The organism is Methylobacterium nonmethylotrophicum, from assembly GCF_004745635.1.
Lineage (GTDB): Bacteria > Pseudomonadota > Alphaproteobacteria > Rhizobiales > Beijerinckiaceae > Methylobacterium > Methylobacterium nonmethylotrophicum.
Genome location: NZ_SRLB01000067.1, coordinates 1 through 14,093, shown reverse-complemented (window position 1 = coordinate 14,093; position 14,093 = coordinate 1). Strand labels below are relative to the sequence as shown.

Here is a 14,093-nt window from a genome sequence, read left to right as displayed (position 1 = left end):
AGCGCGTTCGCGGTGACGATCACGGTGGCCCCCGTATCGGCCAGGATGGCGATCCACAAGCCCGTCAGCCCGAGCACACTCGTGACCAGGAACACCGCCTTGAGCCCCAGCGCGACAGCGATGTTCTGGCGGATGTTGGCCATGGCGGCCCGCGCCAGGCGGATCATCTCCACGACGTCGTAGGCGTGGCTCCTCAGGAGCGCGCCGTCGGCGGTCTCCAGGGCCACGTCGGTGCCCGAACCCATGGCGATCCCCACGCTCGCCGCCGCCAGCGCCGGTGCATCGTTGATACCGTCGCCCACCATCATGACCCGGCCACCCACTCCGAGCGCTCGGACCACCGCGACCTTGTCGTCGGGCATCTGCTCGGCGCGGAACTCCAGACCGAGTGCGCTCGCGATCGCTGCACCGGTGCGCGCGTTGTCGCCCGTGAGCATGATCGGACGAATGCCGAGATCGTGCAGGGCCGCGATGGCGGACTTCGCGTCGAGACGCGGTTCGTCGCGCAGGGCGATCAACCCGACCATAAGACCATCCACCACGAGGGCCGTGACGGTCTTGCCCTCCGCTTCGAGCGCGGCGCTCCGCTCGCTCGCCCCAGCCGGCCAGGGAGCAAGCCCTTCGGCAAAGCGCGGGGCACCGAGAAAGATCTCCTGCCCTGCGAGCGAGCCGGTCACGCCCTGGCCCGGAACGGCCCTGACCCCGTCGGCGGGCTGGATCCGGCAGCCCATCGTCCTCGCCCACTCCACGATCGCGACGGCGAGCGGATGGCTCGATCCGGTCTCGACGGCCGCGGCCAGCCGTAGCACCTCAGCTTCGCTGCCGGAATAGACCGCGACGTCCGTCACCCGCGGCGCTCCCTCGGTCAGCGTGCCCGTCTTGTCGAAGGCGATGATCTGCGTCTTCGCCGCCGCCTCGATCACGGCTCCGCCCTTCATCAGCAAGCCGCGGCGGGCCCCGGCCGACAGGGCCGATGCGATGGAAGCCGGCACCGAGATCACGAGCGCGCACGGGCAGCCGATCAGCAGGAGCGCGAGCCCGCGATAGACCCAGGTCGACCAAGCCCCCCCGAACAGGAGCGGCGGCGCGAGAACGACGAGGAGGGCGAGGCCCACGATGAGCGGCATGTACCAGCGCGAGAAGCGGTCGATGAAGCGCTCCGTCGGCGCGCGGGCCTCCTGGGCCTCCTCGACGAGGCGGATGATGCGCGCGATCGTATTGTCCTCGGCGGCCTTGGCGACGCGCACCCGGAGTGCCGCCTCGCGGTTGATCGAACCGGCGAAGACGCTGTCCCCCACTCCTTTGGTGCTCGGGAAGGATTCCCCCGTCACAGGAGACTCATCGATGCCGGACGTACCGGAGAGGATGACGCCGTCGGCTGGGATGCGATCGCCCGGTCGCACCAGCACTGTCTGACCAATCGTGAGCGTCGTGGCTGTCACGTTCCGGATGACGCCGTTTTCCTCGACCAGCGATGCTCTTGGGACGAGTTCGCCGAGCGCCCGGATGCCGGCGCGGGCTCGGTCGGCCGCTACGCCCTCCAGCACCTCGCCGACCGCGAACAGGAACACGACGAGGGCGCCTTCCTCCGCGGCGCCGATGAACAGGGCGCCGGCAGCGGCGATCGACATCAGCATCTCGATCGTGAACGGCATGCCGGCGCGCGCGGCCGCGATGGCGCGCTGGGCGACCGGCGCGACACCGACCAGCGTCGCGCCCACGAATGCCCAGAAGGCCAGCGCGGGAACGCTGAGCTTGATCATCCAGGCCAGGGCGAGCATGGCGCCGGTGAACAGGACCAGACGGCCCTTGCTGGCCTGCCACCAAGGCCTGCCAGCGTTCTCGCCATGTGCGTGCCCCTGCTTTGCGAGAACGCCGTCATGCTGGTGTGCCGTCGTCAGGGGTGCCTGCTCGTCCTGGTCACAGCCCTGGTCACCACAGCCGTGGGCTGCGTTCGCATCGTGGTGGCCGAGCAGCTCGTGTTCGGGACTGGACCTGAGGGATGGCGGCAATTTGCGCGTGAGCGTGTAGCCGAGGCCGGCCACGCGTTTCTCGATGGCTCCTGAGGAAATCTGGGTCTGATCGATCGTGGCGGTCAGGGTCTCGGTGATCGTCGAGGCCCTAACGTCGCTGACGCCCGGCAACCTGGCCAACGCCGTTTGGATCTTTCCGACGCAGCTGGCGCAATCCATCCCCTCGACCTTCCAGGTGAAGGTCGACCCGTTCCCGCGCGCGGCGTCCGCACTGTGTCCCGTCATGAGATCCTCCTGCTCCCCGGCAGCCTAGAACCTCTAGCCGCTAGAGGAGCAAGGAGCGGTCAGTCTCAGCCTTGGCTCTGCCACTGCGCCATGACCTCTTGGCTCGACCTGCTGAGGTGCACATGCGCGTCGACGCGCTCGACCCAGGCGAGCGGGATGAGGTGATGTGCGCCTTGCGCAGCCGGATCGTTCCGGGTCAGCTTGATCTGATCGGATCCCTGCATGTGATCGACGGTGCCGACATGTTGTCCATCGGACGCCTTGACCTCCATGTGCTCTTTGATCTGGCTTGCATCGATCATGACGTATCTCCTCGCTCTGAGACGGCTGACACATGGTGGGACGGGAGAGGCTCGACGAGCGCCTCGCGTTAGGCGGCCATCTTCCGGCAGCGCTCGGCGCAAGTCCGGCACCGTTCGAGGCCGATGAGAACACCGTCTCGCCCTGAACCCGGCGATAGCGACGAGAGAACCAGCGCTGCAAGGAATGGTTGCGCACGGTCGTCCTCGAGCCCAACATCGATGATCTCTGGGTATTCCCGCGGGGGTCTCATGCTCGGTCCGGAAGCGCCGCTCGAGATCGCAATCCATGGTTCAGTCACGCGCCAGCGACGATGTGCAGGGACGTCGCGGATCAACGGAGGGAGAGACGACGATGAGACGCAGCGCCCTGTCGGCCCTGATCTGGCTCGGCTGCCTTCACGGAGCCCATGCTCAGGAAGCCCCGTTTGGCCTGTCCTTGGGACCCGTCGACACGGTGCCGAAGCCCTCGATGGTCGACCGTGAAGCGAACATCACCGCGCTGACCTACTTCCACGACCGTCCGCTGGCCGCGGGCATCGATACGGACGAGGTCATCCTGGAAGTCTGCCGGGACGAGGGCCTGCAGCAGGTCATCTGGCTCAGCCGTGCGCTCTCGGAGGCCGAACTGCCGTCGCGTTACGAGGCCATCTATCAGGAGGGCGTGCGGCGATACGGTCAGCCGCAAACCGAACCGGGTTCCGAGACCGTGTCGTGGCCCTCCGGACGCGCGCTCCTGGCCGTCAGGAAGGCCGTTCCCGGCGAGCGGCGCTTGACCATGCTGGCCAGGGGCGACCGCTACGAGTCGTGCTCTGCCGCCCACCAGGCGGCCACAGGCCACTTGGCCTCCCGGCACGCGTCGGACCTAATCCTCGGGCAGACCCCGTGACGCAGTACGCGGTTATCTGCACCGGATTTACGGTGGCGGCAGATTCGTAATCCGTCAAAATTGTCGGCCTCGGCGCGACGCCATGCGGTCTTGATCGGACAATCGCCCGCCTGACAGCCGGGTATGACGATGCGGCCTGAGCCCAGGGCTTGATGAGCGGTGCGTCGCGGCGGGCTTCGTCAGCGGACGACGACCGGCCGACCTGCGGGCCCCGTCCTCCTCCTCTCGCGAGCAAGCCGCTTCCCCGCAAACCTGTCCGCCGGGATCATCTCGAACGGACCATGGACGCCACGCACGCCCTCCAGCGCAGGCTTCGAGGCCGGGGGTGGGGCACGTGCCGGTCACCCCGCGCCAGCCGTGCTGCGCAGCCGAGAAGCTCACAAGTGGCATCGAACCGTCATCGGCCGTCGATAAAGGGGAACGATCGCGCGCACGACCCCACGATGCGTTTCGAATGCCGCCCTACCTCGCCCGCAGGCGGGTTCGCAGGCGTGATCACGGCCGATGGGACGAGCGGCATGGCTGCCGTCGCTGCCAGCAACCCACACGCCATGCCGCCTGAATTCTGAAAGTTCGGCCTCTCACCATCGCGCTCCAAAGGCGCGGCGCGGCGCTTGGGGGCGGTGTCTACCTCGGTGGTGCGCGTGACTATCTCATCGGCCGGGGTCGTCAGCTCAACCCGAACCCGGCGGCGGGCTTGCACGAAGCCGCTCGTCCATGGTTAGCAGCGCGGCCAAGTTTGGGCGGATGCCGCATCGTTTCCCGGTCACCGCATCGCTGGTGCGGGTTCGGTTCATGCATGTGGAGGCGGCACGATGAGCCGGTGGAGACAGGCCGCAGGACGCCTCCGCGCGGGTGCAGGGGTTGCGACGTTGCTCGCTGACCTGTCCACCGGCGCCCACGGGGCCAATCGCGCCACGCCGACGCTACACGACGCTACACACCTGCCCTACTTCGGTACCTGGGCGGGCGGCTATATCGGATGGCAGGGCAGCGCCGGTGACGCCTTCAGCGGCTTCGGCTTCGGTTCCGGCATGATCGGCCGCCGTTCGGTGCCGGAATTCCGCACTGGGGATGCCACGGGCCGCAACGATGCCGGCCGCGATGCGACCACCGCGCTCGGCGGCCTGTTCGGCGGGTACGCCTGGCAGATCGGCCCGTTCGTGTATGGCCTTGAAGCCGACGTTGACGCCTCGAACCTGAAGCGGCCCGTGTCCTCGACCACGCCGGGGTTCGGCTTCGAGGGGCTGGATCCCGCCTTCCCTGTGATCCGGGCCAAGGCCGACGTGTTCGGGACAGCCCGGGCCCGCGTCGGCTACGCGTTCGAGCGCTATCTCGTGTATGCCACTTTTGGGCTTGCGGGCGCGCAGGTCCGGTTCCTGTCCAACTTTCCCGATACGGGGACGAAGTCAGCCCCGACCCGTCGGCGGGGCCACGCCTTCCTCGGGTTCTCGCTCGGTGCCGGCATCGAGTATGCCATCACCGAGAACTTTGCGCTGGGACTGGAATACCGCTACCTCGACCTCGGCCGGAGCGGACGGCTCGATCTCAACACCGTTCCGGGCGTCACCGGTGGCCCCTTCTCCGCGCGGGCCTCCTTCACCTCCAACCAAGTCCTCGCGCGCCTGTCCTGGTATCCGGGTGGTCTCGTCTTGCCGCCCGAGCCCGGCGAGGTAGCCCCCCACGATCCCGATACGGCGATCAGCGACCGCGTCTCGCTGCACGGCCAGACGACCTTCGTGGACCAGGGCGTGTCCGGCTTCCGCTCGCCCTATCTCGGGCCGCAGAGCCTCGTGCCGCGCCAGGCACGCGCCACGCTGACGGCGACCGCCTTCCTCGGTTTCAAGCTCACGGACAGCACGGAACTCTACTATAACCCCGAATTCGACCAGGGCTTCGGCCTGAGCCGGACGCTCGGCGTCGCCGGCTTCGTCAATGGCGAGGCGCAGAAGGCCGGCGCGCCCTTCCCGAAATTCCGCTCGCAACGCTACTTCGTCCGCCAGACCTTCGGCCTCGGCGGCGAGACCGAGGACATGCCCGACGGCCCGAACCAGGTCGCGACCCGCCGTGACGTTGAGCGGATCACGATCGTGGCCGGCAAGTTCGCGCTCGGCGACTTCTTCGACGGCAACACCTACGCGCACGATCCCCGCGTCGATTTCCTGAACTGGTCCCTCTGGGCGTCCGGGGCCTATGACTTCCCCGCGAACCTGCCCGGGTTCACCCAAGGCGTGATGGTCGAGTACAACCGCAAGGAGTTCGCGATCCGGGCGGCCTACACACAGGTGCCGAAAGAACCGAGCAGCAACGTTCTCGACCCGCGCATCACGCGGAAGGGAGGCCTTACGGTCGAGCTGGAGGAGCGCCACGTCCTCCCGGGGCTGGACCAGCCCGGCAAGATCCGCCTCGGCCTGTTCACCAACGTCGCCCGCACGGCGAACTACCGCGAGGTGGTCGACCTCACGCAAGGGGGCTTCTTCGCCGACATCAACGATGCGGCTGCGGCCACCCGACGCGACCGGCGCAAGAGCGGGCTCTACCTCAACCTCGAACAGGTGGTGACGTCGCAATTCGGGGTGTTCGCGCGGGCCAGCCTGAACGACGGACGCAACGAGAGCCTCTCCTTCGCCGACATCGACCGCAGTGTCTCCGGCGGTGTCTCGCTGAAGGGCGGCGCCTGGGGCCGGCCCGACGACACGCTCGGCCTCGGCGCTGCCCTCAACAACCTGTCCCGCTCCCACCGGGATTTCTTCGCCAACGGCGGCCTCGGTCTGGTGATCGGCGATGGCCGCTTGACCTACCGCGCCGAGCGCGCGGCCGAGGCGTACTACGCGCTGAGCCTCACGAAGGCCGTGACTGTCTCCGCCGATTACCAGCTCGTGGCGAACCCGGCCTACAACCGCGACCGTGGCCCGGCACACTTTTTCGCGGCCCGCCTCCACACGGACTTCTGAGGGTTGATCGGCGCCTCGCCGTTGACCATGACCGCCGGCACGGCAACGCCTATGCCTTCCTGAGCTGTGCGGCCTGTCCGGTCAAACAGGGTGCAGTTCACATCGCTTGACCGAGGTTGCGACACGGCCGGACAGCCGGGCCGCTGGAAGAAAATTGTATCTACCCCAACGCGCACTCGGCCTATTCAGTCCCAACCCAGCTTGATTTCGCTGGACAATAAAATTTGGTCAATTCTCATCTAAGCGCTTGTTCATCGCTATTATTCAGTTATCGAAATCAGCTGAAAATCTGGAAATTTTGCGAATATGTCCATATCGTAGCCTCCGCACGTAAATATTTTCTTGGAGCGCTCATCGATCACCATTAGGCGATCTTTGTCTATCCTGAAATCTGTTTTATTTATTAACCGCCTTGCGAAGTCGTGTATGCTTTCTGGAGTGCTTACGAAACATAAATTGTCTTTAAAAATAATTTGGAATTTGCCGCGCCCGCGACCTAGCTCATCAATGAACTTGCTATAGATCAGCTGATGTGAAGCTTCGTTGTCGCTTGCTATAACGAATTTGACCGTCATGACAGTCATGCCCGCTCCTTGATCTGCCGCTTCTAAAAAATTGACGGTCGCGATAAGACCCAATCCAAGTCGATCTCCCCTCTCATCACAAGCAAATCCGTCCTTTGCAGCTGTCGACGGCGGACTGACGCGCTGAGCGTACGCTGTTGGGGCTTCTCTCCCGGCCTGTCCCCTGAAAAGTGGTTCATCGCCAAGTTTGGTGGTTCAGGGTCAATTAATCACTGCGATGAGAAGTCGGCGCAGTCGGTCGGGCTTGGCGCGGCGGTATACGAAGCGCTTCAACAGCTTGAGGCGATTGACGCGCTCCTGGGCCTGCCCGCTGCTCAGGGCAACCTAAGGCCGGCGTGGACCGCAATCCCGTCCTGCCGGAGGCTAGTGGCGAAGCTCTCGACCACGCGCTCACCGCGTTTGTGCGAGCGTCCCCTCGTCCGCCCCCGGTTGCTTGAGACCCCCCATTAGCGGACGGTCTCCCGACAGGGGTGATGACGAACACGGGAGCTGTTGTAGACGCGGTTGGCCCCGGCCGCGGCGGGCACATGTCCCAGCAGCGCAAGCGGGATGCGGTGCTGCGGCTGCTGTGCGGCGAGGACTTCGTGGCGGTGGACCCAGCGCCGGACCGTCTCGCCACTATCGCGCACGATCGCGGCGACCTCGTCCACCGTTACCCCCCTGTGCCGCGTGCGTGGTCTTGGCGTAGTTGTGCTGCAGCCGCGGCACCCGCGGCTCTCCCCGTTGCCGGAACGCGACGCGGGAGGGACAGGGCGGTTCGCAACCGCGGCTCTCCCGTGCAATGATGGAGCGAAATCCGGCTTGGTAGCACCGTACGCCGTGCGAGATCACAGATGCCGACCATCAACTACGCCTTCGTCGCCGGTCTCATCATGCTCGCTTCGGGCGCACCTGGAGCACAGGGCGCGCGCGCTCAACCGCTGGGGGCCTACGAGGCTGCGAACGGCTTCCGTGGCTCGGATGTCGCCTCCGTAATCACCCGCATCGTCGAGCGTCAGCTGCTGGCAATCCCGGGTGTGCGCTCCGTTCACGACCTGCACGTGCGCTCGATCACCTCCGGCATCGACGCCATGAGCGCGCACGTCGTCGTGACCGACATGGCCGAGGCCGCGCGCATCCTCAAGGCGGTGCAGCGGGTCATGGCGGCCGAGTTCGACACGCGCCACGTCACCGTGCAGGTCGAGAACGAGATTCTGCAGGAAGAGGAAAAGCTGCGAAAAACCTGAGCGTGCGAGAGGCACCGGCCGTGCCGTCCCGGATCGAGGATTACGCCCTGATCGGCGACTGCGAGGCGGCCGCGCTCGTCGCGCGCGACGGCTCGATCGACTGGCTGTGCTGGCCGCGGTTCGACGCGTCGGCGTGCTTTGCGGCCCTGCTTGGCTCACCCGAGAACGGCCGCTGGCAGATCGCCCCCGCCGCCCCAGGGTTCCGCGTGTCGCGCCGCTACCGCGTAGGCACCCTGATCCTCGAGACGGAGTTCGAGACGGCCGAGGGCGCCGTCACCCTGATCGACTTTATGCCCCCGCGCAGTGCTGCTCCGGACCTGGTGCGCATCGTCGTTGGCCGGCGAGGCCGCACGACCTTGCAAACCGACCTTGTCCTCCGCTTCGGCTACGGTGCGAACGTGCCATGGGTGAGCCGCCTGGAGGGCGGTCTGCTGCGAGCCATCGCCGGACCCGACATGCTGGTGCTGAAGACCGGCGTGCCGCTGCACGGTGAGGATTTGAGAACCGTCGGAGCGTTTACGCTCGGCGAGGCGGAGACCGCAATGTTCGTCCTCAGCTACGGCCCGTCGCATCAGCCGCCGCCCGTGTCGGTCGATCCGTTCCGCGCGCTCGCCGAGACCGAGGCGTTCTGGCATAACTGGTCGAGCCGGTGCACCTATCAGGGCCGCTGGTCCGAGGCCGTGGGCCGCTCACTCATCACGCTGAAGGCGCTCACCTATGCGCCGACAGGGGGCCTCGTTGCTGCCCCCACTACCTCCCTGCCGGAGAGGATCGGCGGCGCGCGCAATTGGGACTATCGCTACTGCTGGCTGCGGGACGCGACCCTCACACTGCTGGCGCTGATGAACGCCGGCTACTACGACGAGGCCCGGGCTTGGCGCGAGTGGCTCCTGCGGGCGGTGGCCGGCAGCCCGGCCCAACTCCAGATCATGTATGGCCTCGCCGGCGAGCGCCACCTGCGCGAATGGGAGGTGGCATGGCTGCCAGGCTACGAGGGCTCGCGTCCCGTCCGGGTCGGGAACGCCGCCGCCACACAGCTTCAGCTCGACGTCTTCGGCGAGGTCATGGACGCGCTGCACCAGGCCCGGCACGGGGGGCTGGCCGAGAACCCGGAAGCCTGGGCCCTGCAGAAGGCGCTAGCCGAGCATCTTGAGACCGTCTGGGACCAGCCGGACGAGGGCATCTGGGAGGTGCGCGGCGGGCGCAAGCACTTCGTCCACTCGAAGGTGATGGCCTGGGTCGCACTCGACCGGATGGTGAAAACCGCAGCCGAGTTCGGCTGGGACGGGCCGGTCGCGCGCTGGCGGGCGCTGCGGGCGCGGATACACACCGATGTGTGCCGGCAGGGCTTCAACCCTGAGGTAGGCGCTTTCGTGCAGTCCTACGGCTCCAGAACCATGGACGCGAGCCTGCTGCTGCTGCCCTTAGTCGGCTTCCTGCCTGCAAGCGACCCGCGCATCCGCGCGACGGTCAGCGCCATCGAGCGAGACCTCTTGGTCGACGGGTTCGTCCTGCGCTACCGCACCGAGGAAACTCAGGACGGGTTGCCGCCCGGCGAAGGAGCCTTCCTACCCTGCAGCTTCTGGCTTGCCGACAATTGGATGCTGCAGGGCCGGCGCGAGGAGGCGCAGGCTCTCTTCGAACGCCTGCTTGCGCTCCGCAACGATGTCGGGCTCCTCGCTGAGGAATACGATCCGCGAGCCAAGCGCCAACTCGGCAACTTTCCGCAGGCCTTCTCGCATCTGGCCCTGATCGGCACGGCGCTTAATCTCTCACCGGCCAAAGCCAAGCCCCTCGCGCAACGGTCGTCCGGTCGCTGTGTCCCCTGAAACCGACCCCACGCCCGTCTGCTGCCGAGCGCCCGCTTCCCTGCCGGCTCCGAGCGAGACGGCGCACACCGAGTGTTCCGCGTTGGAGGCGCTTCGGTGTGCGGGGCCGCGCGAGCCGGCGACCACGTCCGGATGACGGTCTTCAGTAGCGTGGGCCGCCCGAGGTGTTTCCCTTCTGCTGCTGGTACCCGGGGCGGGAGGGGTTGCGCGCGTTGGGGTCACCCATGCCGCGCGGCTGCACCCGGCGTCCGCGCGGCATCCGGCGATGCATCGTCTCGCCTCGGGTCATGCGAACGAGTGAGAGCTCCGGGTTCAGGCCAGCGCCTAGCACCGGTGTGCCCGGGGCCGCCAGGGCGGACCCATACAGGGCGAAGCTCCCGAGGAGGGCGGCTGCCGTGCATGCGAGGACGCGTGATCTCACGGGAAAAATCTTTATCAAGGGGGGCTACCATACAGCTGCGGACTGGATAACGGCCGTGGAGATCGTGTCGTTCCTCCGCCTGCCGGCGCTCCTACGGTGCGAGCGAACGAGAGATCTCCGCGCTGCAGCGGGCCGGCCCGTTCAGGGAGCAGCCGAGCCAGCCCCGCCGGCGGAAGATCCCGACTGAGGCATGCCTCGTGTGCCATCCTGCGCGATATCCGCTTTGGCCGCAGGACGGACACCGACGCACAGGTTCTGGCTGAGGCGTTGCAGATGATCTGACGCGATCCGGGTGCCGGGCTTCAATCCGCTCACGATCTCGGTCTGATCGCCGTAGCTTCCACCCGTCTCGACGGGCCGCATGCTGATGCGGCAATCGGCGCCGATGCTCCAGACGATGCGCTGGTCGAGTTGCGCCGCCAGGGCGCGGGTCGGCACCAGGAGGCGCTCCTTGCGGCCGACCTGCAGACGCGTCCGGACGAACTCGCCGGGCAGGTAGAGGCCATCCGCGTTGGCGAGCTTGGCCCGGATCAGACGCCGGGCCGTCGCGGGATCGAAGCGGTTGTCGAGCTTGTAGACCTTGGCTTCCCGTCCCGGCTCGTCGTCGTCGCCCAGCACGATCAGAGCGGCGCTCAAAATTCAGTCCGGGCGAGTGTCGAGAAAGGGCTGAGTAGCAGCAAGGCAACTCGTCACGAACAACGATGTCGGACAGGATAAGGGCATGGCGGCTAGGCATATAGCGTCGGGCACAAGACCAGTAGCACAGTGCCGGACTCCCTAATCCAGATTTTGTTACTCGCGGCAAGAATATTCCGGATGGTGCTTATGTGCTGCAAGTTCTCGAAGTGCATCGTTGCCGCCGTGACTCTCGCAGGGCTGACTACTTTACCCGCGAGCAGCTTGGCAGCATCCTCGGATCTTAGCATGCTGACGCGATTGCTCACGCCGGCCGACCTCATGCTGATGATTGGAAATGTCTGCGCCGCTCGCGATCCCTCCTTCCTGTCCGAAACGGCCGGCAAGCGGGGAGACTTTCGCTTCTACGCGCAGGAAGTGAAGGACGAAGTCAGCCACGGCGTCCCCACCGCCGAGAACCTCCTCGTCCTGAGACAAGCAGCCGATGTCGCCAAGGCAGGGGCGCTGAAAGCCATCGAGAGCTTGCGATCCGACAGCCCGGACACCGAACTGTCTGCCATCAATGCCTGGTGCGACACGATCGTGAAATCCCTCGTGCGAGAGTATATCCGCACCCATGATGACCGTCACGCCGAATTCGAGCTGCTGTTGGCGCGAGCAAAGGCTCGGGCAACTCCTGATTGACACCATAGGCTAATTGGACTCGCCAACGACGCCATGCGCGCACGATAGATCGGCATCGCAAGCGCCGGTCAGTACCGGATCGTCGCGCGCAGGCCGAACACGGCCGCGTTCCGGATCCGCCGACCATCCATCTCGCGCGGATTGGCGCCGCCGCTGGGCCGGAACACGTACTGAAAGTCCGGCTGCACGGTCACGCCAGGGCCAAGGACGGCTTGGTAGCTGACCTCCAGCACGGCCTCGCTGCTGCGCCGCGGTGCAGGCGTGCCGCCGAAGAGAAGGGTGTCGCGATCAAACCCTCGGGCGTTCTTCGAGATACGCTCGATGGCGAAAGCGACGCCGACCGTATCGTCCGAGCGGCCGGACAGCAGGCCCTTATAGCCGATGCCGGCATCGAGGTAGAGGTCAAGCAGATTGCGATCGGAGGGCGAACCGGACAGGCGCACGAATACGCTGGCGCCATCGTTCGGGTCGTCGGGCTCCCGGTAGATCGTCTGATCGATGATTCCGTAGATGCCGCTGTTGCCCCGGAAGCGGCGCGCAAGGCCGCTGCTGGACGGGTTGGCAAGCGAGCCTCCGCTCCGATCGAAGCGAAGACTGCCGAAGCGGCCGAAATGATACCAGCCGCCCAGCGTCACCGTGCCGGGCTCGATGTTGTCATCGGCCTCGAGACCGTAGGCATACGCGGCCTCCGCAATCACCAGAGCAGGATCGTTCGTGCGGAAGTTCGTGCCGGTGCGGTTGCGCCGCTGTGGGTCTGGGTCGTTGCCGCGGCGCGGCGGTCCCGCCGGGTCACCGTCGTAGATGCCGGCTTGCAGCGAGAAACTTTGGTTCAGCACGTACTTCGCACGCACGGCCGGAACGGCGAGCGGATAGATCGGTCCACCACTCGGAATGATGGAGGCCATGATGTTGGGCCAGCCGAAGGTCGAATTGAGGAACAGGGTTCCTGTTTGGCTGACGGCGAATTCGGTGTCGGTCGCGAGTTGGCCGACCCTGATCCCGAGTTGGCCGTCGAAAAACCTCTGCTCGACCCAGAGTTCGTAGAGCCGGGAGGACGGTAGCGCCTCGATCGCGCTGACCGACATGAAGTTGTCGACGTAGTGGCGCGACAGGCCGGTGCCGTGGATCTGGTAGAGGTTGGTGTGGAAAGCCGCGTCCCGCCAACCCATCAGGGTGTCCAGGTCGGCGTCGAACTGGAAGTCGAGACGGCCCTCGGCGATGCCGCCGCGCCGTGCGCCGCCGGTGACGTTGCCGAAGCTCTCGCCGACATAGGTGAAGCTGTACGCGATGCCTCTCGTCCTCAGGAAGCTACGGGCCGCGAACGGATCGCCATACGGCTCCAATAGATCCTGGATCGAGGTGTTCAGGTTCGCGGACGGCCTGGCCGAGAAGTCGGGCTGGGCGACTGAGGTCTGGGGATCGTTGCCGGCTCCTCCCGGCCGGCCGAGGAAGTTCGGTTCGGCCGCGATCCGCGCAGCTTCCTCTAGAGGCGTTTGCGCCCCTGCCGCCTGGGCGAGAGCAAGAGCAAGAGTCAGCCATAAGGCAAGGGAGCGCTGCAAGGGCGGCACGTGGGGACGATCATTCTCGGAAAACACGCCACCGGCAGAGGGCACATTCTCATGCGTAGCCCCACTTCGATGACGCTACACCAGTCGGCCGTCTGCCGTCTCGCACCGGTATCCCGAAGCTCATCGCCTCGGGCGCGCCCTGATCTCTCGTCCCGCAGTCGGGATCTGCCTCTCAGAGCCCGTCCGATAAGGATCTGCGGTGGGGTTGAGTGGCCGGGATGGCGATGATTCCAGGTGGGTGCTGAAGCCTGACCTGGAAGCGCCATGTGGACCCCGACCACCCGGCGGCAGCATAGCCGCACGGGCCTTCGCTATGAAACTGACCTGACCGATGCCGAGTGGGCGGTGATCAAGCCGCTGATGCCGAGGCCTGAGCCGCGCGGTCGGCCTCCGATCTGGACGCCTCGGGAGATCCTGAACGCGATCTTCTACGTTCTGAGAGGTGGGATCTCCGTAAGCGCTCGGTGACGGCCGCCTTGTGCCTGTAGTGCTTTGCTCTGGATACAGTCACTGGCGTCAGATGGCGCTGTATCGGCACTGTGTCTGGGCCTATGACCAACTCTCCTCATGTCGTTGTTGCAGGCACGCGCCGCGTCTGGTCGCCTGAGCAGAAGCGCGCCATCCTGGCCGAGGCGGACGATCCCGCCACGACCGCCTCGGAGGTAGCTCGCCGGCACGGTCTGCACTCCAGCCTGCTGTTCCGATGGCGGCGCGCCTTGCTGGCCGAGCAGCAGGCCTCGGCTGC

12 protein-coding genes and 2 pseudogenes are annotated in these 14,093 nt (G+C 66.3%); 7 read left to right on the top strand and 7 right to left on the bottom strand.

Annotated features, from left to right (window positions below; genetic code table 11):
- Positions 1 to 2,258, bottom strand: a 2,258-nt coding sequence (locus EU555_RS35310) for a heavy metal translocating P-type ATPase (protein WP_135419980.1), incomplete at its 3' end; no start/stop codon positions are given.
- Between the two features lie 65 nt (positions 2,259 to 2,323).
- Complete coding sequence (locus EU555_RS35305) at positions 2,324 to 2,560, bottom strand: DUF2171 domain-containing protein (protein WP_135419978.1); 237 nt, start codon at positions 2,558 to 2,560, stop codon at positions 2,324 to 2,326.
- Between the two features lie 352 nt (positions 2,561 to 2,912).
- On the opposite strand from EU555_RS35305, the gene EU555_RS35300 reads away from it, so the two are divergent.
- Positions 2,913 to 3,446 carry a threonyl-trna synthetase gene (locus EU555_RS35300; protein WP_135419976.1) on the top strand — a complete coding sequence of 178 codons (534 nt, stop codon included), beginning with the start codon at positions 2,913 to 2,915 and terminating at the stop codon, positions 3,444 to 3,446.
- Between the two features lie 815 nt (positions 3,447 to 4,261).
- A complete protein-coding gene (locus tag EU555_RS35295; RefSeq protein WP_135419966.1) occupies positions 4,262 to 6,400 on the top strand; it encodes a carbohydrate porin in 2,139 nt (712 codons plus the stop codon).
- Positions 6,401 to 6,660: 260 nt separating this feature from the next.
- Here EU555_RS35295 and EU555_RS35290 read toward each other — a convergent pair whose 3' ends face one another.
- The 3 genes and pseudogenes from EU555_RS35290 to EU555_RS36565 all read right to left on the bottom strand — a co-directional run bounded on the left by EU555_RS35290 (position 6,661) and on the right by EU555_RS36565 (position 7,634).
- On the bottom strand, positions 6,661 to 7,038 hold the full coding sequence (locus tag EU555_RS35290) for a hypothetical protein (protein WP_135419964.1): 378 nt from the start codon (positions 7,036 to 7,038) through the stop codon (positions 6,661 to 6,663).
- Positions 7,039 to 7,185: 147 nt separating this feature from the next.
- Positions 7,186 to 7,379, bottom strand: a pseudogene (locus tag EU555_RS35285) (hypothetical protein); the annotation flags it as partial.
- A 51-nt stretch (positions 7,380 to 7,430) separates the two neighbouring features.
- Positions 7,431 to 7,634, bottom strand: coding sequence for a hypothetical protein (locus tag EU555_RS36565; RefSeq protein WP_167858768.1), 204 nt, complete (start codon positions 7,632 to 7,634; stop codon positions 7,431 to 7,433).
- Between the two features lie 183 nt (positions 7,635 to 7,817).
- Between EU555_RS36565 and EU555_RS35275 the strand changes: the two genes are divergently transcribed.
- Positions 7,818 to 8,210 carry a cation transporter dimerization domain-containing protein gene (locus EU555_RS35275; RefSeq protein WP_135419960.1) on the top strand — a complete coding sequence of 131 codons (393 nt, stop codon included), beginning with the start codon at positions 7,818 to 7,820 and terminating at the stop codon, positions 8,208 to 8,210.
- A 20-nt stretch (positions 8,211 to 8,230) separates the two neighbouring features.
- Positions 8,231 to 10,039 (top strand): glycoside hydrolase family 15 protein, encoded by a 1,809-nt coding sequence (locus EU555_RS35270; RefSeq protein WP_135419958.1) that lies wholly within the window; start codon positions 8,231 to 8,233, stop codon positions 10,037 to 10,039.
- 562 nt (positions 10,040 to 10,601) lie between these two features.
- On the opposite strand, the gene EU555_RS35255 is transcribed toward EU555_RS35270, so the two are convergent.
- Positions 10,602 to 11,096 (bottom strand): efflux RND transporter periplasmic adaptor subunit, encoded by a 495-nt coding sequence (locus EU555_RS35255; RefSeq protein WP_135419953.1) that lies wholly within the window; start codon positions 11,094 to 11,096, stop codon positions 10,602 to 10,604.
- Positions 11,097 to 11,384: 288 nt separating this feature from the next.
- Here EU555_RS35255 and EU555_RS35250 point away from each other — a divergent pair, with 288 nt between their 5' ends.
- On the top strand, positions 11,385 to 11,780 hold the full coding sequence (locus EU555_RS35250; protein WP_135419951.1) for a hypothetical protein: 396 nt from the start codon (positions 11,385 to 11,387) through the stop codon (positions 11,778 to 11,780).
- 68 nt (positions 11,781 to 11,848) lie between these two features.
- Here the strand turns inward: EU555_RS35250 and EU555_RS35245 are convergent, their stop codons facing one another.
- On the bottom strand, positions 11,849 to 13,339 hold the full coding sequence (locus EU555_RS35245) for a carbohydrate porin (protein ID WP_135419981.1): 1,491 nt from the start codon (positions 13,337 to 13,339) through the stop codon (positions 11,849 to 11,851).
- A 273-nt stretch (positions 13,340 to 13,612) separates the two neighbouring features.
- Between EU555_RS35245 and EU555_RS35240 the strand changes: the two are divergent.
- A pseudogene (locus tag EU555_RS35240) lies at positions 13,613 to 13,801 on the top strand (transposase); the annotation flags it as partial.
- Positions 13,802 to 13,899: 98 nt separating this feature from the next.
- Positions 13,900 to 14,093 (top strand): transposase (locus EU555_RS35235; RefSeq protein WP_135419949.1); only part of this gene is annotated, 194 nt, incomplete at its 3' end.